Raw genomic sequence first — 20,419 nt, forward strand, 5'->3', positions numbered from 1 at the left:
CCCGGCGGGCGCCCGCCCGGGGGGACGTGCGGCGCACAGCATGCCTGGTGCGCCGGGAGGCAGGCCGCCACCCGGCCGCGCCGGAGCGGCGCGACCGGGTGGGGCAGACCGACGATCAGCCCTCGTGCAGGAACCAGACGGTGCCCAGCGGCGGGGCGGCGATGGTGGCCGAGTAGGGCTGGCCGTGCCACGGCTGGGCCACGGCCTCCACGCCGCCGTAGTTGCCGACCCCCGACCCGCCGTAGCCCTCGGCGTCGGAGTTGAGCACCTCCCGCCACTGCCCGGGCCGGGGCAGGCCGATCCGGTACTCGTGGTGCGGGGAGCCGGCGAAGTTCACCACGCAGGCCAGCGCGGACCCCTGGGCCGGCGCCGGCTCGAGGACGTCGTCCGCGCCGGTGTCGTCGGCGAGCGCTGCCTGCGGCGCCGCCCCGTAGCGCAGGAACGACAGCACGTTCCCCGACGCGTCGTTGGCGTCGATCCACTGGAAGCCCGCGGGGTCCACGTCGAGGGACCAGAGGGCGTCGAGCTCCTTGTAGCGGCCGTTGAGGTCGCTCACCAGCTGGAGCACGCCGCGGTGCGCCGGGTCGTCGAGGTGCCACCAGTCCAGCGAGCGGCTCTCGGCCCACTCGGCGTCCTGGGCGAACTCCGAGCCCATGAACAGCAGCTGCTTGCCGGGGTGGGCCCACATGTAGGCCAGGTAGGCGCGCAGGTTGGCCAGCTGCTGCCACCGGTCTCCCGGCATCTTCCGCAGCATCGAGCCCTTGCCGTACACGACCTCGTCGTGGCTGATGGGGAGGACGTAGTTCTCGCTGTAGGCGTAGTGCATCGAGAACGTGAGCTGACCGTGGTGGTAGCTGCGGTAGACCGGCTCCCGCTCGACGTAGGCCAGCGAGTCGTGCATCCAGCCCATGTTCCACTTGAAGCCGAAGCCCAGGCCGCCCAGGTGCGTCGGCCGGGTGACCCCCGGCCAGGCGGTGGACTCCTCGGCGATCGTGACGACGCCGGGGACCTCGCGGTAGATGGTGGCGTTGAACTCCTGCAGGAAGGCCACCGCCTCCAGGTTCTCCCGGCCGCCGTACTTGTTCGGCAGCCACTCGGTGCGGGAGTAGTCCAGGTAGAGCATCGAGGCCACGGCGTCGACGCGGATGCCGTCGACGTGGAACTCCTTGGCCCAGAACAGCGCGTTGGCGACCAGGAAGTTGCGGACCTCGGACCGGCCGAAGTCGAAGACCAGGGTGCCCCAGTCCAGCTGCTCGCCGCGCCGCGGGTCGCCGTGCTCGTAGAGCGGCGTGCCGTCGAAGCGGGCAAGCGCCCACTCGTCCTTGGGGAAGTGCGCGGGCACCCAGTCGACGATGACGCCGATGCCGGCCTGGTGGGCACGGTCGATCAGGTAGCGCAGGTCGTCGGGGCTGCCGAAGCGGGACGTCGGCGCGTAGTAGGAGGTGACCTGGTAGCCCCAGGAGCCGCCGAAGGGGTGCTCGGCCAGCGGCATGAACTCGATGTGGGTGAAGCCGGCGGAGACGACGTAGTCGACCAGCTCGTCGGCGAGCTGGCGGTAGGACAGCCCCTCGCGCCAGGAACCGGCGTGCACCTCGTAGACGCTCATCGGCCGCTGGTGCCAGCCGGCCTCGGCGCGGCTGGCCAGCCAGGCGTCGTCCTGCCACTCGTAGGTGGACTCGGTGACCACGGAGGCGTTCAGCGGCGGCACCTCGGTGGCGAACGCCAGCGGGTCGGACTTCTCGCGCCACGTGCCGTCTGCGCCGAGGACGTGGAACCGGTAGCGGGTGCCGACTTGGGCGCCGGGGATGAAGATCTCCCAGACGCCGGAGGAGCCGAGCAGCCGCATCGGGTAGGCGCGCGCCTCCCAGTAGTCGAAGTCGCCGGTCACCTTGACGCCGCGGGCGCTCGGGGCCCACACGGCGAAGGAGACGCCCTCCACGGTGCCGCGCACCGTCTCGTAGCGGCGGACGTGCGCGCCGAGCACCTCCCAGAGGCGCTCGTGGCGGCCCTCGCGGATGAGGTGCTCGTCGAGCGGGCCCAGCGTGGGCAGCCAGCGGAAGGGGTCGTCGACGGTGTGCGTGGTGGTGCCGCCCTGGCCGTCGTCGAAGACGACCTCGATGCGGTAGTCGCCCGGCTGCCGGGGGAGGATCGCCTCGTAGATCCCCCCGCCGTGCAGCTGGGTGGCGTCGTACCGGCTGCCGTCCTCGTCCAGGACGGCGACCGCGACGGCGTCCGGGCGCAGCGTGCGCACCGCCCAGCCGTCGGCGGTGCGGTGTGCGCCGAGGACGCGGTGCGGATCGCGGGACCAGCCCTCGACGATCGCCCGCAGGTCCTCCTCGGTGAACGTCTGGATCTTCGCGTCCTCGGCCGCCCCGGCGGTGGTGCCGCCGGAGAGGCCGGTGGCCGCGCCGGACGCAGGAACCGGTGCGGGGACGTCGCCGGCCGGGGGCTGCGGGGCCGCCGGCTCGGCCGACCCGTCGGAGGTGGACCCGGTAGAGGCCGACCCGTCTGAGGCGGTCGCGTTCTCGGGCGCCTGCGGCGTGGGCGGCGTCGCCGGATCGGGGTCAGGGGCTTCCGGCTGCCCGGCGGGCGCGCCGGACGGGGAGCCGGGCTCGGCGATCGGCGCCGGCGCCACCACCGGGTTGGCGGTGGTCTCGGTGTCGTCGCCGCCGGGCTCCGGGGTGGCCTCGGTGGCGGTGGGTGCGGCCGCGACCTTCTTCGCCGCCGACCGCTTCGCCGCGGTCGCCTTGGTGTCCGCGGCCGCCGCCTTCTTCGCCGGGGCCTTCTTCGCCGGGGCCGCCTTCTTGGCCGCCGCCTTCTTCGCGGGGGGCGTCTCCGCCGCGGTGGTGCCCGCGTCCGCGGGCGCCTTCTTGGCGGCGGTGCGCCGGGGCGCCTTCTTCGGCGGCTCGGCGTTGACCACCGGGCCGGCGCCGTTGGCCTCGGCCTCGGCCACCTTCTCCTCCACGGCGCGCTGCAGATCGTCCTTGTCGGCCACGGGGCTCTCGCCTCGGTCGTCGGTCGTCATCGTCTCGCCGTCCTCGTCCGTTCTCGGTGCTCTGGTCCGTCGGTTCGATAGCTCAGTCGCGACCGGCGAGCCGGGCGATCGACTGGAGCGGGATCATCAGCCAGTGCGGACGGTTCCTCGCCTCGTAGACGCATTCGTAAACGGCCTTGTCCGCCTCGAACGCCCGAAGGAGTGGTGACTCGCCGCACGGGTCGAGCCCGCTGGCCGAGGAGTACCCGGCGCAGAAGGCGTCCCGGTTGCGTGCCGCCCACTCCTGGGCGCGGTACTCGCGCTGGGTGTCCTCCGGCTGCTCCACGAGCAGGTGCCGGGCGGCGTAGTCGAAGCTGCGCAGCATCCCGGCCACGTCGCGCAGCGGGCTGTCCAGCTCCCGACGGGAGGCCAGCGGGCGGGCGGGCTCGCCCTCGAAGTCGAGGATGATCCAGCCGGTCGCGGTGCGCAGGACCTGGCCGAGGTGGAGGTCGCCGTGCACCCGCTGGCGGACGACCGGCTCGTCGCTGCGGGCGACGGCGGCGTACACCTCGCGGAGGGCGTCGGCGTGCTCCGCCAGCTGCGGCACGACCTCGATCGCCGCATCCAGCCGCTCGGACATCTGCCGGGCGACGGTGGTGAACCACTCGGCCGCCGCGTCCTCGGTGGGCAGCACCTTCGCCATGTCGGCGTGCACGGACGCCGTGGCGGCGCCCAGCCGCTCGCTGTCGGCGGCGAAGTCGCCACCGACCTCGTCGGCGTGCAGGTCGCCCTCGGCGTAGAGGTCCCGGACGCTGGCCGTGGCCAGCCGCCAGCCGTCGCTGGCGTTCGGCACGAACGTCTGCAGCATCGCGACCGTGGCCGGCTCGCCGCCCGCCGGGTCGTCGATCTCGACGTGCCCCAGCAGCGGGGCGATGTGCTCGTTGTCCGTCCGGCGCAGGGCGCCGTGGATCTCGACGTCGGGGTTGAGGCCCGGCTCCAGCCGCCGGAACAGCTTGAAGATCGCCTCCTGGCCGTAGACGAGCGAGGTGTTGCTCTGCTCGGTGGAGACGATGTCGCCGGGCAGCCCCTCGGGGATGTCACCTTCGCCGGCGGGGAAGAAGTGCATCGGGCCGACCGACGAGCCGTTGGCCAGGTGGATCAGCCACGGCGCGGTGGACTCGCGGTCGCGCATCGCGTCGTAGGCATAGGTCTCCTGCCCCTCGTTGGCGACCGCGCCGATGTAGGCCGACTCGAGCCCCTCGGACTGCTGGTCGCGCCAGGAGAGCGGCACCAGGTAGGTGTCGCGCCCGCCGTCGGCGTACTCGATGCGCACCCGGTGCACGGAGAGCACCGGGTTGCCGCGGTCGAGGAAGAACCCGTCCTCGGTGACGTCGGCCCACTCGCGGCCCTTGCCGCCGAACCACCGCTGCTGCGGGATCCACTCGCGGAACAGGTCGGTCAGTGCGTTCATCGGGAATCTCCGGAGTCGTCGGACGGCTCGTCGGTGGCGCTGACCACGCCCGCGGCCAGCAGGGAGTCGGCGACCGAGCTGGACGTGGCGCTGGCCCAGTCCTCGTGCTCGTCGGGGGCCGGCTCGGTGGGCTTGGACAGCTCGAACCAGTAGAAGCCGTGCCCGGCCAGGGTCAGCATGTACGGCAGGACGCCGATCTGCGGGAACTCCACCCGGCCGGTGAGCTCGACCGGCGTGTAGCCCTCGAACCGGCGCAGGTCCAGCTCCACCGGCTGCGGGAACCGGGACAGGTTGTTCACGCACAGCACGACGTCGTCGCCGAACTCGCGGACGAACGACAGCACCGTGGGGTTGCGCGACCCGATCTCGGCGTAGCTGCCCAGCCCGAACGTGGGGTGCTGGCCGCGGACCTGGATCATCCGGCGGACCCACTGCAGCAGCGAGTTGGTGTTGCGCAGCTGCGACTCCACGTTGGTGACCTGGTAGCCGTAGACGGGGTCGGCGTTCAGCGGCAGGTACATCCGCTGGGGGTCGGCGGTGGAGAAGCCGCCGTTGCGGTCCGGCGTCCACTGCATCGGCGTGCGGACGCCGTCGCGGTCACCGAGCCAGATGTTGTCGCCCATGCCGATCTCGTCGCCGTAGTAGAGGACGGGCGATCCGGGCAGCGACAGCAGCAGGGCGTTGAACAGCTCGAGGGTGTTGACGTCGTTGTCCAGCAGCGGGGCCAGCCGGCGGCGGATGCCGATGTTGGCCTTCATGCGGGGGTCCTTGGCGTACTCGCCCCACATGTAGTCGCGCTCCTCGTCGGTGACCATCTCGAGCGTCAGCTCGTCGTGGTTGCGGAGGAAGACGCCCCACTGGCAGTTGTCGGGGATGTCCGGCGTCTGCGCCATGATCTCCGAGATCGGGAAGCGCTGCTCCCGGCGCACCGCCATGAAAAGGCGCGGCATGACCGGGAAGTGGAACGCCATCTGGCACTCGTCGCCGTTCTCGCCGAAGTACTCGACGACGTCGGCCGGCCACTGGTTGGCCTCGCACAGCAGCACGGTGTCGGGGTAGTCGGCGTCGACCACCTTGCGCACGTGCTTGAGGAACTCGTGGGTGCGCGGCAGGTTCTCGCAGTTGGTGCCCTCCTCCTCGAAGAGGTAGGGCACGGCATCGAGCCGGAAGCCGTCGATGCCGAGGTCGAGCCAGAAGCGCAGGGCGTCGATGATCGCCTCCTGCACCTTCGGGTTCTCGAAGTTCAGGTCGGGCTGGTGGGAGAAGAACCGGTGCCAGAAGTACTGCTTGCGCACCGGGTCGAACGTCCAGTTGGAGCTCTCCGTGTCGACGAAGATGATCCGCGCGTCGGCGTAGCCGGTGTCGTCATCGGCCCACACGTAGAAGTCGCCGTACGGGCCCTCGGGGTCGCTGCGGCTGGCCTGGAACCAGGGGTGCTGGTCCGAGGTGTGGTTCATGACGAAGTCGATGATCACCCGCATGCCGCGGGCGTGGGCGGCGTCGAGGAACTCGTGGAAGTCCTGGATGTCACCGAACTCGGGCAGGACCGCGGTGTAGTCGCTGACGTCGTAGCCGCCGTCGCGCAGCGGCGAGGCGAAGAACGGCGGCAGCCACAGGCAGTCGACGCCGAGCCACTGGAGGTAGTCCAGCTTGTCGATCATGCCGCGCAGGTCGCCCACGCCGTCGGCGTTGCTGTCGGCGAAGCCCCGGACCAGGACCTCGTAGAACACCGCGCGCTTGTACCACTCGGGGTCGGTGCCCGGTGGCGGGAGCGGGGAGTGGTTGCTGCTGCGGGACTCGGGGACGGGAACGCTCATCGACGCCAATGCCTCGTTCGGGGATCGGAGGGTGCGGTCGGGGGAAGGCCGGTCAGGCGACCGGCGGGGGGAACTGCACGGACCGCGGGAAGGTGACCGCGAAGACGTGCGCCGGCTCCCGGTGGGGGTCGAGCTCCACGTAGTTGAACTGGCCCCAGTCGTACCGGGCGCCGGTGAGCTCGTCGGTGACCGCGAAGCGCTCGTGCCAGTCCAGGCCGAGAGCCGGCAGGTCCAGCGCCGTCGTCCCGATCTGGGTGTCCCGGCTGGACAGGTTGACGACCACGAGGACGGCGTCGTCCGAGCCGGGGTCGGTCTTGGAGAAGCAGAGCAGGTTGGGGTTGTCGACCTGGTGGAACCGCAGCGTGCGCAGCTGCTGCAGGGCGGGGTGCGCCCGCCGCACCTCGTTGAGGCGGCGGAGGTAGGGCGCCAGGCTCCGGCCCGAGGCCTCGGCCGCGGCCCAGTCGCGCGGGCGCAGCGAGTACTTCTCGCTGTCGAGGTACTCCTCGCTGCCCGGCTTCACGGCCACGTGCTCGAAGAGCTCGAAGCCGGAGTACACGCCCCAGGTGGGGCTCATCATCGAGGCGAGCACGGCACGGATCTTGAACATCGGCGGGCCGCCGAACTGCAGCGACTCGTGCAGGATGTCCGGGGTGTTCACGAAGAAGTTCGGCCGCATGTAGTGGCTGTTGGCGGCCAGCTCCTGGCCGTACTCCTCCAGCTCCTGCCGCTCGGTGCGCCAGGTGAAGTACGTGTAGGACTGGGTGAACCCGATCCGGGCCAGCTGGTGCATCATCGCCGGCCGGGTGAAGGCCTCGGCGAGGAACAGCACGTCCGGATCGGTCTTCTTGACCTCCCAGATCAGCCAGTGCCAGAAGTTCAGCGGCTTGGTGTGCGGGTTGTCGACGCGGAAGATCCGCACGCCGGCGTCCATCCACACCCGCACGACCCGCAGCACCTCGGCGTAGATGCCCTCGGGGTCGTTGTCGAAGTTGACCGGGTAGATGTCCTGGTACTTCTTCGGCGGGTTCTCGGCGTAGGCGATCGTGCCGTCGGGCTTGGTGGTGAACCACTCCGGGTGCTCGGCGACCCAGGGGTGGTCGGGCGCGGCCTGCAGCGCGAGGTCCAGCGCGACCTCCATGCCGAGCTCGCGGGTGCGGGCCACGAAGGCCTCGAAGTCCTCCATCGTGCCCAGCTGCGGGTGCACGGCGTCGTGCCCGCCCTCGGCACTGCCGATGGCCCACGGGGAACCGACGTCGTCCGGGCCGATGTCGTGCGGGTTGCCGCCGGGGAACTGGCTCGAGTTCGGGCCCTTGCGGTTGACCCGGCCGATCGGGTGGATCGGCGGCAGGTAGACGACGTCGAAGCCCATGTCGGCGATCGCCGGCAGCCGGTCGGCGGCGGTGGTGAAGGTGCCGTGCGTGGGTACGCCGCCCACCACCGGCCCCTCCGACCGGGGGAAGAACTCGTACCAGGAGCCGTAGAGGGCCTCCGTGCGGTCCACCCACACCTCGTACTCGGGGGAGCGGGTGACCAGCTCGCGCACCGGGTGCTCGTGCAGGTACCGCTGCAGCCCCGCCGCGAGCGCGGGGGCGATGCGGACCGTCAGCTCCTGCGAGGTGTCGCGCAGCGAAGCGGCGGCGGCGGCGACGCGGTCGCGCCACTCGGCGTCGGCCCCGGCGGCGACGCGGTCGAGCAGCCGCGCGCCCTCCTCCAGGTCGTTGGCGAGCTCGTCGGGCCCCTGGCCGGCCTCGACCTTGACCTCGACGGCGTGCTTCCACGTGGACAGCGGGTCGCTCCACGCCTCGACGCGGAAGGTCCACCGGCCCTCGCGGTCGGGCACGACCCCGGCGATCCAGCGGTCGGGCTCCGGGGGGAGCTTCGCCATGCGGATGAAGGGGGCGGTCGCGTCGTCCCCCTCGGGCGGGGTCCACACCACGTTCGCAGCGACGGCGTCGTGGCCCTCGCGGAAGACGGTGGCGGTGATCGGCAGGTGCTCGCCGACGACGGCGCGGGCCGAGAAGGACCCGCAGGACACGACAGGGGCGACATCGGTGATGCCGAGGCGGAGGTCAGCGCGGCCATTCATCCCGTCCACGCTATCGAGGCGCCGCCCCACCAGCATCTCGGCGCCCGTCCACCCCTCCCGCCTCACCCGTCCGGGCGGTCGGGCGGCGCGGGACCGGGCGCGCAGAGGTGCTCGCGCAGACCCTGACGGGGCGGCCGGGTCTGGTTAGTCTCGACCGGTGCGCGCTCTCCGTCGGTTCACCGTCCGTGCGGCTCTGCCCGAGCCGCTCCTGCCCCTGTCCCAGCTGGTGATGAACCTCCGCTGGTCGTGGCACGCGGAGACCCGGGACCTGTTCGAGACCCTCGACCCCGAGCTGTGGCAGCGCTGCGGCGGTGACCCGGTGCGTGCGCTGGGCGAGGTGTCCGCGGAGCGGCTGGCCGCACTGGCGAAGGACCGCCGGTTCGTGCGCCGGCTGACCGACGCCGTCGACGACCTGCAGGAGTACCTCTCCACCCCGCGCTGGTACCAGTCGCTCGGGGACGAGGCGCCCGCGACGATCGCCTACTTCTCGGCCGAGTTCGGCATCAGCGAGGTGCTGCCGCAGTACTCCGGCGGGCTCGGCATCCTGGCCGGTGACCACCTCAAGGCCGCGTCCGACCTCGGCGTCCCGCTGATCGGCGTGGGGCTGCTCTACCGGGCCGGCTACTTCAGCCAGGGCCTGTCGGCCGACGGCTGGCAGCTGGAGCACTACCCCTCGCTGGACCCGCACGGCCTGCCGATCAAGCTGCTGCGCCAGGCCGACGGCTCCGCCGTCGTCATCACCGTGCCGCTGCCCGAGGGGCGCACCCTGCACGCGCACGTCTGGCGCGCCCAGGTCGGCCGGGTCTCGCTGCTGCTCCTCGACAGCGACATCGAGGAGAACGCACCCGCCGAGCGCCTGGTCACCGACCGGCTCTACGGCGGGGACGAGGACCACCGCCTCCGCCAGGAGATGCTCCTGGGCATCGGCGGGGTCCGGGCGCTGCGCGCGTACTGCTCGCTGACCGGCACCCCGCAGCCGGAGGTGTTCCACGCCAACGAGGGCCACGCCGGCTTCCAGGGGGTCGAGCGCATCCGCGAGCTGACCGAGGCGCACGGCCTGGGCTTCGCCGAGGCACTGCAGGCCGTCCGCGCGGGCACCGTGTTCACCACGCACACCCCCGTGCCGGCGGGCATCGACCGGTTCCCGAAGGCCCTCATCGAGCGCTACTTCGCCGGCTTCGGCGTGCCGCTGGACCAGCTGCTGCCGCTCGGGGCCGAGGACGACCAGGCGAAGTTCAACATGGCCCACATGGGGCTGCGGCTCGGCCAGCGCGCCAACGGCGTCAGCCAGTTGCACGGGCAGGTGAGCCGCGGGATGTTCAACGACCTGTGGCCGGGCTTCGACGAGCGCGACGTGCCGATCGGCTCGATCACCAACGGGGTGCACGCCCCCACCTGGACCGCCCGCGAGCTGATCGAGATGGGCACCCAGACCTCGAGCCAGGGCGACACGGTCGACGTCGAGGGCGAGGTCCACTTCGACGGGGTCGACCGCATCCCCGCCGCCGAGCTGTGGAGCACCCGGCGCGCGCTGCGGGCCCGCCTCGTCGACGAGGTGCGCCGGCGGGTCCGGGAGACCGCGCTGTCCCGCGGGGCCACCGAGGCCGAGGTCGGCTGGACCGACAGCGTCTTCGACCCCGACGTGCTGACCATCGGCTTCGCCCGGCGGGTGCCCTCGTACAAGCGGCTCACCCTCATGCTGCGCGACCCCGAGCGGCTCAAGGCCCTGCTGCTGGACCCCGAGCGGCCGCTCCAGCTGGTCATCGCAGGCAAGAGCCACCCGGCCGACGACGGCGGCAAGAGGCTGATCCAGCAGATGGTGGAGTTCGCCGATGACCCGGAGATCCGGCACCGGATCGCCTTCCTGCCCGGCTACGACATCGGCATGGCGCGCTACCTGTACTGGGGGTGCGACGTCTGGCTGAACAACCCGCTGCGCCCGCTGGAGGCCTGTGGCACGTCGGGCATGAAGGCGGCGCTGAACGGCGGGCTGAACCTGTCGATCCGCGACGGCTGGTGGGACGAGTGGTTCGACGGCCAGAACGGCTGGGCCATCCCCACGGCCGACGGCGTGGCCGATCCCGACCGCCGCGACGAGGTCGAGGCCCGGGCGATCTACGAGCTGCTCGAGACCCAGGTGCTGCCGCGCTTCTACGAGACCGACCGTGACGGGCTCCCCGGGCGGTGGGTGGAGATGGTGCGGCACACGCTGCGCGAGACCGGCCCGAAAGTGCTGGCCACCCGGATGGTGCGCGACTACGTCCGGGCCCTGTACGTCCCGGCCGCCGGGTCCGCCCGCAGCATGGCCACGGACGGCTACGCCCCGGCGCGCACCGAGGCCTCGTGGCGGTCGCAGGTGCTGTCCCACTGGCACGACGTGCGGGTGGCCCACGTCGAGGCGACCGGTGCGGGGGACACCCCGGAGATCGGGTCGAGCCTGGCGCTGCGCGCCGAGGTCGAGCTGCCGGGGCTGACGCCGGCCGACGTCGAGGTGCAGGCGGCCTACGGCCGGGTGGACGACGCCGACGGGCTGCACGAGGTGACGACGGTGCCGATGAGCCACGAGCACACCGACGGCTCGCGGCACTGGTTCACCGCCACCGTGCCCCTGGAGCGGACGGGCGCCTTGGGTTACACCGTGCGCGTCCTGCCGCACTCCGAGTACCTGGCCGACCCGGCGGAGCTCGGCGTGGTGAGCACGGCCTGACCGGAACCCAGCGGACACTCGGACCACGCCGGCACCAGTGACCCCGTGCGACGCCGCGATGTCCCGGCGTGGCGGGTGCCCGCGCCCAGCCAGACCGGCTGCGCATCACTAGGCTGGACGCCATGCCCGACCGCTGTGAAGTCCTCCCCGGAGATGCCGTCGTCGCCCGCCGCGGCGGCGGCCTGCTGTGGGTCGACGCTCCCGGCTCGCCCGCCCTGGTCTCGGCCCTCCACGCCTGCCTGGGCGTGTCGGGTCCCGGCGCCGACCGAGTCCTGGCCGCCGTCGCCGGTCAGGTGAGCTCGCTCGCCTCCGGGAGCGCCTCGTTCGCGCTCGTCCTCACCTCCGACACCGGCACCGGTGTCGCGCTGTGGGCGGGCAAGGGCCAGCCGGCCGTCGACGGCGTCCCCGTCTCCGGCTCGTCGGTCGACGGCGGCAACCTCGCCGCCGGCTTCTCGCTGGGGCAGGCGCTGTACGTGGGCCCCGGCCAGTCCGCCCCGGGCACCCCGCCGGGCGTGAGCTACGACCTGGTCGAGGGCACCGTGCCCGCTGGGGGCGCCACGCTGCACCTGGCCGGCGCCGCACCGGCCGCCGCGTCCGCCCCGGCGACCGAGGCAGCCCCCGCGTCGTCGTTCTCGGGGCCCGACTCGGGCGGCTTCAGCGCCGGCCGCGGGTCCTCGTCCGCCGAGGCCGCGCGCCCGGAGTCCGGCGAGCAGACGGCGTTCTGGCGGCCCGACCCGTCCGACGCCGCGCCGATCCTGCGGTTCGACGACGGCATGGTCGTCACGATCGACGAGGACCTCGTGCTCGGCCGGCGCCCCGACAACCACGAGATGGTGGCCAGCGGCTCGGCGCGCGCGGTGCCGATCGCGGACACCCAGAACGTGCTCTCCTCGGCGCACGCCGCGCTCACCCGTTCCGGTCGCGAGGTCTCGCTGGTCGACCTCGGCTCGCTCAACGGCACCCACGTCGCCGGCCCCGAGGCCACCGAGTGGACCCAGCTCGAGCCGGGTGTGGCCCACCCGCTCTCCGACGGCGACCGCCTCCTGCTCGGCTGGACGGTCATCACCTTCGAGCAGCCCGAGGAGTAGGCGCCTCCTGCCACGCCCGAGAGCCCCGGTCCCGCGAGGACCGGGGCTCTCTGCGTCGAGTGCGCAGTCGGTGGCGCTGTGGCCGGAGTGTCGCCGCGTGTCGCCGACCGCAACTGCGCACTCGGCGGTCTCAGGGCCGGCGTTCGACGCGCAGCAGCCACACGCAGCGGCCGGGCACCTCGAGCGGGCCGGGTGCCATGAAGGTCGGTTCGGGCGGGGTGCCGCGGGCGTACTCGGTGGAGAGCACCAGCTCGTAGCCGTCGGCCCACGGCGGCCCGGGCAGCGTGACCGTCACCGGGTCCGGGCCGGCGTGCAGCTGCACCAGGTAGGAGTCGTCGACCATCGGGTGGCCGTGCTCGTCGCGGTGCCGGATGCCCCGCCCGTCGAGGTACATGCCGACCGTCTGCAGCCCGGTGTCGAACCAGTCGGCGGTGGTGAGCTGGCCACCGCCCGGGGCGAACCAGGCGAGGTCGCGGGTGCCGCCGGTGCCCGGCAGCTCGTGGCCCTCGAAGAACGCCTCCTGGCGCAGCACGGGCGCCCCGCGCCGCACCCGCACCAGTCGGGTGACGAAGGCGAGCAGGTCCTCGTCGACCGAGCCCCAGTCCAGCCAGGAGAGCTCGTTGTCCTGGCAGTAGGCGTTGTTGTTGCCCTGCTGGGTGCGGCCCAGCTCGTCGCCGGCGGTGAGCATCGGCACCCCGGTGGACAGCAGCAGCGTCGTCAGCAGGTTGCGGGCCTGGCGGGCGCGCAGCTCCAGGACGCCCGCGTCGTCGGTGGGGCCCTCGACGCCGCAGTTCCAGTTCCGGTTGTGGCTCTCGCCGTCCCGGTTGTCCTCGCCGTTGGCCTCGTTGCGCTTGTGCTCGTAGCCGACCAGGTCGCGGAGGGTGAAGCCGTCGTGGGCGGTGACGAAGTTGATGCTGGCGAACGGCCGGCGGCCGTCGGAGCGGTACAGGTCCGAGGAGCCGGTCAGCCGGTAGGCGAGGTCGCGGACGCCGACGTGCGACCCGGCCCAGACGTCGCGCACGGTGTCGCGGTACTTCCCGTTCCACTCCGTCCACGGCGGCGGGAAGTTGCCCACCTGGTACCCGCCCGGGCCGATGTCCCACGGCTCGGCGATCAGCTTCACCTGGCTGACCACCGGGTCCTGGTGCACGACGTCGAAGAACGCGGACAGCCGGTCGACGTCGTGCATCGAACGGGCCAGCGCCGAGGCGAGGTCGAACCGGAAGCCGTCGACGTGCATCTCGGTGACCCAGTAGCGCAGCGAGTCCATGAGCAGTCCGAGGACCGCCGGCCGGCGCACGTCCAGGGTGTTCCCGCAGCCGGTGTAGTCGGTGTAGCGGCCGGGGTTCTCCCCGTCGAGGCGGTAGTAGCCGGGGTTGTCGATGCCCTTGAAGGAGAGCGTGGGCCCCGTGTGGTCGCCCTCGGCGGTGTGGTTGTAGACGACGTCGAGGATCACCTCGATGCCCGCGGCGTGCAGCTCCCGGACCATCGTCTTGAACTCGGTGACCTGGCCACCGCCGCTGCCGGAGGCGCTGTAGGCGGCGTGCGGGGCGAAGTAGCCGAGGGTGTTGTAGCCCCAGTAGTTGGTCAGTCCGCGGCGCAGGAGGTGCGGCTCGCTGACGAAGTGGTGCACGGGCAGCAGCTCCACCGCGGTGACCCCCAGCGCGAGCAGGTGCTCGACGAAGGCCGGGTGCGCCAGGCCGGCGTAGGTGCCGCGCAGGTGCGCCGGGACGCCGGGGTGCCGGGCGGTGGCGCCCTTGACGTGCACCTCGTAGACGACGGTGTCCGACCACGAGCGCCGCAGCGGCCGGTCGCCGTCCCAGGGGAACGGGTCGTGGACGACGACGCCGCGCGGCACGAAGGGCGCGGAGTCCCGCTCGTCGGGGACGGCCGAGTCCGGGGCGTCGGCCGGGTGGCCGAACAGCGCGCCGTCCAGGCGCAGCTCGCCGTCGACGGCCCGCGCGTAGGGGTCCAGCAGCAGCTTCGCCGGGTTGTAGCGGTGCCCGGAGAACGGGTCGTAGCCGCCGTGCACCCGGTAGCCGTAGCGCTGCCCGGGCCCGATCCCGGGCAGCCGACCGTGCCAGACCTGGTGGGTGGTCTCCTCGAGCCGGTACCGGTGCTCCGCTCCGTCGGGGTCGAACAGGCACAGGTCGACCGCGGCGGCCCCGGCCGACCACAGCGCGAAGTTCGTCCCGCGACCGTCCCAGGCCGCCCCCAGGGGAGCGGGCGTCCCGGGGAGCACGCCCGGGACCGGGGATCCGGCGGCGGGGGAGACGGTCACCGGGTGATCGTGCCAACTCCGGAGCCGGAGCGGGCGCACCGGCGGCGGGGAAGGTTGGTTGGATGGGGGACGTGTCGAACCCTGACGCCCCCGAGGGGGCGGTCGTCCGCATGACCGGCGTCGACGTCGTCCGGGGGCAGAACCACCTGCTCCGCGGTGTCGACTGGACCGTCGAGGCCGACCACCGGTGGGTGGTGCTCGGCCCGAACGGGGCGGGGAAGACGACGCTGATGCAGCTCGCCGCGGCCCAGATGCACCCGACCCGCGGGGAGGTGCGGCTGCTGGGGGAGACCCTCGGCGCGGTCGACGTCTTCGAGCTGCGGCCCCGCATCGGCCTGACCAGCGCGTCCCTGTCCCAGCGGATCTCACCGTCGGAGCGCACCGGCGACATCGTGGTGTCGGCCGGCTACGCCGTCGTCGGCCGCTGGCGGGAGCGCTACGACGTCCACGACCTCACCCGGGCCGGGATGCTCATGGAGCAGTGGGGCGTCGCCCAGTTCGCGCACCGGCCGTTCGGCACGCTGAGCGAGGGCGAGCGCAAGCGGGCCCAGATCGCGCGCGCCCTCATGCCCGATCCGGAGCTGCTGCTGCTCGACGAGCCCGGCGCCGGCCTGGACCTGGGCGGCCGGGAGGACCTCGTCGCCCGGCTGTCGGACCTCGCGAGGTACCACTACGCGCCGGCCCAGGTGCTGGTCACGCACCACGTGGAGGAGATCCCGCCCGGCTACACCCACGCGCTGCTGCTGCGCGACGGGGACGTGGTGGCCGCCGGGGCCGCCGACGACGTGCTGACCGCGGCGCACCTGTCCGACACCTTCGGCCTGGCGCTGTCGCTGAGCCGCACCGACGGCCGGTTCACCGCCCGCCGGGCCGCCTGACCGAGGACCGCGTCCACCGCCGTCCACCGGCTAGGGTGCGGCCATGCCTGAGTTCGTGAGCCTGCAGGTCGAGGACGGCGTCGGCACCATCCGGCTCGACCGGCCGAAGATGAACGCGATCGACGAGCAGCTGCACATGGAGGTGCGCGCCGCGGCCACGGAGGCCGGCAGCCGCGACGACGTGCGCGCCGTGGTCATCTACGGCGGGGAGCGGGTGTTCGCCGCCGGAGCCGACATCAAGGCGATGTCGCAGCTCGATGGCGCCGGCATGACCGCCTGGGGCAAGGAGCTGCAGGAGTCCTTCCGCACCGTCGCCCGCATCCCGCGGCCGGTCATCGCCGCGGTCACCGGGTACGCCCTGGGTGGCGGCTACGAGCTGGCGCTGTGCGCCGACTTCCGCGTGCTGGGCGCCGGCGCGAAGATCGGCCAGCCGGAGATCCTCCTGGGCGTGATCCCCGGCGCCGGCGGCACCCAGCGGCTGGCCCGCCTGGTGGGGCCGGCCAAGGCCAAGGACCTCGTCTTCACCGGCCGGCACGTGGCCGCGGAGGAGGCCCTGGAGATGGGCCTGGCCGACGCCGTCGTCCCCGACGCCGAGGTGTACGGGACGGCGCTGGCGATGGCCCGCAAGCTCGCCGCCGGCCCGCCGCTGGCGCTGGCCGCGGCCAAGCGCGCGATCGACGAGGGCCTCGAGCTGCCCATCGACGAGGGCCTGGCCCTGGAGAGCCGGCTGTTCGCCGAGCTGTTCGACACCGAGGACCAGGACACCGGCATGCGGTCGTTCCTGGAGAACGGACCGGGCAAGGCCACCTTCACCGGCCGCTGAACCGGGCGGTCCGTGGCCGGGAGGTCACGGGACCTTCATGCGGCGGTACCCGCACCGGGGTGTCGCGTCGGCCACAATGCGCGAGGCCGTCCGACCGGGGTCAACGGGGCCCGCGCGCGGGCGGCACCACACCAGGAGGACATGTGCGACGAAGCACCCTGCGGACCGCGGTCGCGGTCGTGACGGCGGGACTCACGCTGACCGCCTGCGGCTCGGACGACGGCGACCCGGGCGGGAGCGGCGGGAGCGGCTCGGACTGGGCCACCGCCACCTCGGTGGAGGACGGCGGCGGGATGGACGCGCTCATCGAGGCCGCGCAGGCCGAGGGTGAGCTGAACGTCATCGCCCTGCCGCCGGACTGGGCCAACTACGGCGAGATGCTCGACACCTTCAGCGAGAAGTACGGCATCGACATCAACAGCGCCAGCCCCAACGGCTCCAGCCAGGACGAGCTGAACGCGGTGACCAGCCAGCGCGGCCAGGACCGTGCGCCCGACGTCCTCGACCTCGGCACCGCCTTCGCCCGCCAGGCCCAGGCCCAGGACCTCCTCGCCCCGTACCAGGTGCAGACCTGGGACGACATCCCGGCGAACCAGAAGGATCCCGAGGGCCACTGGTTCAACGACTACGGCGGCTTCATCTCGATCGGGTGCAACGCCTCGGTCGTCGCCGAGTGCCCGACCACCTTCGCCGAACTGCTCGACCCGATGTACGCCGGCCAGGTGGCACTGAACGGCAACCCGACGCAGGCCGCGGCGGCGTTCAGCGGGGTGTGGGCGGCCGCGCTGGCCAACGGCGGCAGCCTGGACGACATCGGCCCGGGCATCGACTTCTTCACGCAGGTCAAGGACGCCGGCAACTTCAACCCGGTCGAGATCACCCCCGCGACCATCCAGAGCGGCGAGACCCCGATCTCGATCGACTGGGACTACCTCAACGCCTCGTTCACCGAGGAGTTCGCCGAGCAGGGGGTCGAGTGGCAGGTCGCCGTCCCCTCCGACGGTGTCTTCGGCAGCTACTACAGCCAGGCGATCAGCGCGTACGCCCCGCACCCGGCGGCGGCGCGGCTGTGGGAGGAGTTCCTCTACAGCGACGAGGGCCAGAACATCTGGCTGGAGGGTGGCTCCCGCCCGGTCCGGCTGCCGGCCATGGAAGAGGCGGGGACCGCCGACGCCGAGGCCCTGGCGGCGCTGCCCGAGGTCGAGGGTGACGTCGAGTTCCCGACCGACGAGCAGCAGACGGCGGCGCAGGCGGTCGTGGCCGAGCGCTGGAACGCGGAGATCTCCGGCTGAGTACCGCAGCCCCGCACGCCACCACCGGGTCGCCGGTCGCGCCGGTCCCTCGCAGGAGGGGCCGGCGCGGCCGCGTGCTCGTCGTCCTCGGCACGCTGCCGTTCTTCCTCTACGTCGCGGTGTTCCTGCTGCTGCCCATCGGGGTGCTCGCGGTCGAGGCGTTCCGCGCCACCGACCCGGTCACGTTCGAGGAGACCTGGTCGACCGCCTCGATCCGGGCGGTCGCCGAGGGGCCGTACCGGCGGGCCTACGTCGGCAGCCTGCAGCTGTCGGCCATCACCGCCGTCCTCAGCGCCGCGCTGGGTCTGGCGCTCGCCGTCGCGGTGCTGCGCGCCCGGCGCGGGCGGCTGCTGCGCCGGCTGGTGCTCACCGCCTCCGGCGTCCTGGCCAACTTCGGCGGGATCCCGCTGGCGTTCGCGTTCATCGCCACGATCGGCACCAGCGGCGTCGTCACCGCGCTGCTGACCGACACCCTCGGGCTGGGCCTCGGCGGCTTCTCGCTGTACTCGATGGCCGGGCTGGCGCTGGTCTACCTCTACTTCCTGATCCCGCTGATGGTGCTCACCATCGTCCCGGCGCTCGAGGCGCTGCGGCCGCAGTGGCGGGAGGCGGCCGACAACCTCGGCGCGACCGGCTGGCAGTACTGGCGGTACGTCGGGGGTCCCGTCCTCGCCCCGCCGGTGATCGGCGCGACGATGCTGCTGTTCGCCTCCGCCTTCGCCGCCTACGCGACCGCCCGGGCGCTGGTCGGCAGCAGCGTCCCGCTGGTCACGCTGCAGATCGCCGACGCGCTGTCGAGCAACGTCGTCGTCGGGGCGGAGAACCTGGGCAAGGCGCTGGCGCTCGGCATGGTCGTGCTCGTCGGCCTGGTGATGGTCTTCTACGCCTGGGTGCAGCGGCGCACCCAGCGGTGGCTGGCATGACCGTGCTCGCGGAGAACGTCGCCGGCGCGGGCGGCGTCGAGCCCCCGCAGCGGCGGCGGCCCGGACGCCGCGGCGCGGGCGCCTGGCGGATCGCCGTCCTGGCCGTGCTGGGCCTGTACTTCCTCGTGCCCGTCACCGCGTCGGTCTGGTTCACCGTGCGCGACCGCGGCCAGGGTGGCTTCACCGCCGAGCACTACGTGGAGATGCCCGGCGCCGAGGGCTTCACCGAGGCGTTCACCCGTTCCCTGGCGCTGGCCGGGCTCACCGTCACCATCGCCCTGCTGCTCATGGTGCCGACGATCGTGCTGGTCACCCTGCGGCTGCCCCGCCTGCGGACGACGGTCGAGCTGCTCACCCTCATGCCGCTCGTGCTGCCCCCGATCGCGCTGGTCGTCGGGGTGCGCAGCGTGCTGGCCTGGGCGCCCGACTACTTCCTGGACACCTGGCTGGCGGAGGTCTTCTTCGCCCTCCAGGAGCCGGCGCTGCCCTGGATCCTCGTCCTCGTCTACGTCGTCCTCGCGCTGCCGTTCGTGTACCGCGCGCTCGACGCCGGTGTGCGGGGGGCCGACCTCCGGACCCTGACCGAGGCCGCGCGCAACCTCGGCGCGTCCTGGCCGCGGGTCCTGGTCTCGGTGGTGCTGCCGGTGCTGCGCACATCGGTGCTGAACGCCTCGTTCATCACCGTCGCCCTCGTGCTGGGGGAGTTCACGGTCGCCAACATCCTCGGGTTCGAGACGTTCCCGACCTGGATCCTCCGGATCGCGGGTTCCCAGCCGCAGCTCTCCGTGGCCGTCTCGGTGCTCTCGCTCCTCCTCACCTGGCTGCTGCTGCTGATGATCTCCGCGCTGGACCGTCGGCGCGGCACGAAGGAGTCCGCATGACCGCCCTGCCACGGACCACCACGGACCGGTCCGCCGACGCCTCCGCCGATCTGCGCGGCCGGGCCGGGACGCCGGTGCGCCTGGAGGGGCTGACCCGCCGCTACGGCCCGGTGGTGGCCCTCGACGGGCTCGACCTGGACATCGCCGGTGGCGAGCTGCTGGCCCTGCTCGGCCCGTCGGGCTGCGGCAAGACGACGGCCCTGCGGGCGATCGCCGGCTTCGACCGCCCCGACGGCGGCCGGGTGCTGGTGGGGGACCGCGACGTCACCGGCACCCCGCCCAGCAAGCGCGACATGGGCATGGTCTTCCAGGCGTACAGCCTGTTCCCCAACCTGACCGTGGCCGAAAACGTCGCGTTCGGGCTCCGGGTGCGCCGCCGGGCGAAGTCGGAGCGGGCGGGCCGGGCGACCGAGCTGCTGGACCTGGTGGGGCTCGCCGACCGCGGCGACCGGTACCCGCACCAGCTCTCCGGGGGCCAGCAGCAGCGGGTGGCCCTGGCTCGGGCGCTGGCCGTCGCCCCGCAGGTCCTGCTGCTCGACGAGCCGCTCTCCGCGCTGGACGCGCAGGTGCGGGTGCAGCTGCGCGAGGAGATCCGCCGCATCCAGCTGGAGCTGGGCATCACCACCGTGTTCGTGACCCACGACCAGGCCGAGGCGCTCTCGGTCGCCGACCGGGTGGGCGTGATGCGCGCCGGGCGGCTGGAGCAGATCGCCTCGCCCGACGAGCTCTACGAGCGCCCGGCGACGGCGTTCGTCGCCGAGTTCGTGGGCACGATGAACCGGCTGCCCGCGACGCTCGCCGGCGGGGAGGCGCACCTGCTCGGCGTCCGGCGGCCGGTGACCGGGGCCGCCCCCGCCGGCGGGCCCGTGGTCGCGCTGGTCCGCCCCGAGTCGCTGCTGGTCTCCGCCGACCCGGCGGGAACGGGCCGGGTGGTGACCCGTACGTTCTCCGGCGCCTCCACCCGGGTGCTCGTCGCGCTGCCCGGCGGCGTCGAGGTGCGGATCGACGTCGCCAGCGCCGACAGCCAGCTGCTGACCCCCGGGGCCGCCGTCACGGTGACCCCCGCCGACCGGGCGGTGCTGGTCGCGCCGGCCGAGCCCGCGGCCGGCGGGGCGTAGCGTCGGGTGCGTCCCGTCCACGTCGCGCACCGGCCGTCCGAGCCGTGCCGGGGCGGGAGCACGCCACTGCGCGCCGGTGA

General features: G+C 73.1%; 13 protein-coding genes. 8 read left to right on the forward strand and 5 right to left on the reverse strand.

Features of this window, described 5'->3' with window-relative positions; all coding sequences use genetic code 11:
* Positions 1–115 precede the first annotated feature (115 nt).
* The 4 genes from glgB to ACI790_RS13075 are packed head-to-tail and all read right to left on the reverse strand — an operon-like array spanning position 116 to position 8,348.
* Complete coding sequence (gene glgB, locus ACI790_RS13060; protein WP_456570198.1) at positions 116–3,025, reverse strand: 1,4-alpha-glucan branching protein GlgB; 2,910 nt, start codon at positions 3,023–3,025, stop codon at positions 116–118.
* A gap of 52 nt (positions 3,026–3,077) precedes the next feature.
* The gene (locus ACI790_RS13065) at positions 3,078–4,445 is read right to left on the reverse strand and encodes a maltokinase N-terminal cap-like domain-containing protein (RefSeq protein WP_456570199.1); all 1,368 of its coding nucleotides are present in this window, start codon (positions 4,443–4,445) and stop codon (positions 3,078–3,080) included.
* Positions 4,442–6,262: a maltose alpha-D-glucosyltransferase gene (treS, locus tag ACI790_RS13070; protein ID WP_456570200.1), complete on the reverse strand. Its 1,821-nt coding sequence runs from the start codon at positions 6,260–6,262 to the stop codon at positions 4,442–4,444. The genes ACI790_RS13065 and treS overlap by 4 nt, the downstream gene beginning before the upstream one ends.
* 52 nt (positions 6,263–6,314) lie before the next feature.
* Positions 6,315–8,348: an alpha-1,4-glucan--maltose-1-phosphate maltosyltransferase gene (locus ACI790_RS13075; protein WP_456570201.1), complete on the reverse strand. Its 2,034-nt coding sequence runs from the start codon at positions 8,346–8,348 to the stop codon at positions 6,315–6,317.
* A 157-nt stretch (positions 8,349–8,505) separates the two neighbouring features.
* On the opposite strand from ACI790_RS13075, the gene glgP reads away from it, so the two are divergent.
* Together glgP and ACI790_RS13085 are read left to right on the forward strand one after the other, a co-directional pair.
* On the forward strand, positions 8,506–11,055 hold the full coding sequence (gene glgP, locus ACI790_RS13080) for an alpha-glucan family phosphorylase (protein ID WP_456570202.1): 2,550 nt from the start codon (positions 8,506–8,508) through the stop codon (positions 11,053–11,055).
* Positions 11,056–11,177: 122 nt separating this feature from the next.
* Positions 11,178–12,143 carry an FHA domain-containing protein gene (locus tag ACI790_RS13085; protein WP_456570203.1) on the forward strand — a complete coding sequence of 322 codons (966 nt, stop codon included), beginning with the start codon at positions 11,178–11,180 and terminating at the stop codon, positions 12,141–12,143.
* A 130-nt stretch (positions 12,144–12,273) separates the two neighbouring features.
* Here the strand turns inward: ACI790_RS13085 and glgX are convergent, their stop codons facing one another.
* Entirely contained in the window at positions 12,274–14,424 is a 2,151-nt protein-coding gene (gene glgX, locus ACI790_RS13090; protein ID WP_456570204.1) for a glycogen debranching protein GlgX, read from the reverse strand.
* Between the two features lie 62 nt (positions 14,425–14,486).
* On the opposite strand from glgX, the gene ACI790_RS13095 reads away from it, so the two are divergent.
* The 6 genes from ACI790_RS13095 to ACI790_RS13120 all read left to right on the forward strand — a co-directional run bounded on the left by ACI790_RS13095 (position 14,487) and on the right by ACI790_RS13120 (position 20,339).
* Positions 14,487–15,302, forward strand: a complete 816-nt coding sequence (locus ACI790_RS13095; protein WP_456570205.1) for an ABC transporter ATP-binding protein — start codon at positions 14,487–14,489, stop codon at positions 15,300–15,302.
* Between the two features lie 43 nt (positions 15,303–15,345).
* A complete protein-coding gene (locus tag ACI790_RS13100) occupies positions 15,346–16,125 on the forward strand; it encodes an enoyl-CoA hydratase/isomerase family protein (protein ID WP_456570206.1) in 780 nt (259 codons plus the stop codon).
* Between the two features lie 143 nt (positions 16,126–16,268).
* Entirely contained in the window at positions 16,269–17,417 is a 1,149-nt protein-coding gene (locus tag ACI790_RS13105; RefSeq protein ID WP_456570207.1) for an ABC transporter substrate-binding protein, read from the forward strand.
* A 74-nt stretch (positions 17,418–17,491) separates the two neighbouring features.
* Entirely contained in the window at positions 17,492–18,340 is an 849-nt protein-coding gene (locus ACI790_RS13110; RefSeq protein WP_456570208.1) for an ABC transporter permease, read from the forward strand.
* Positions 18,337–19,221: an ABC transporter permease gene (locus ACI790_RS13115; RefSeq protein ID WP_456570209.1), complete on the forward strand. Its 885-nt coding sequence runs from the start codon at positions 18,337–18,339 to the stop codon at positions 19,219–19,221. Before ACI790_RS13110 ends, ACI790_RS13115 begins: the two co-directional genes overlap by 4 nt.
* Positions 19,218–20,339 (forward strand): ABC transporter ATP-binding protein, encoded by a 1,122-nt coding sequence (locus ACI790_RS13120; RefSeq protein WP_456570210.1) that lies wholly within the window; start codon positions 19,218–19,220, stop codon positions 20,337–20,339. Before ACI790_RS13115 ends, ACI790_RS13120 begins: the two co-directional genes overlap by 4 nt.
* Positions 20,340–20,419 lie beyond the last annotated feature (80 nt).

The organism is Blastococcus sp. SYSU DS0539 (assembly GCF_054050855.1).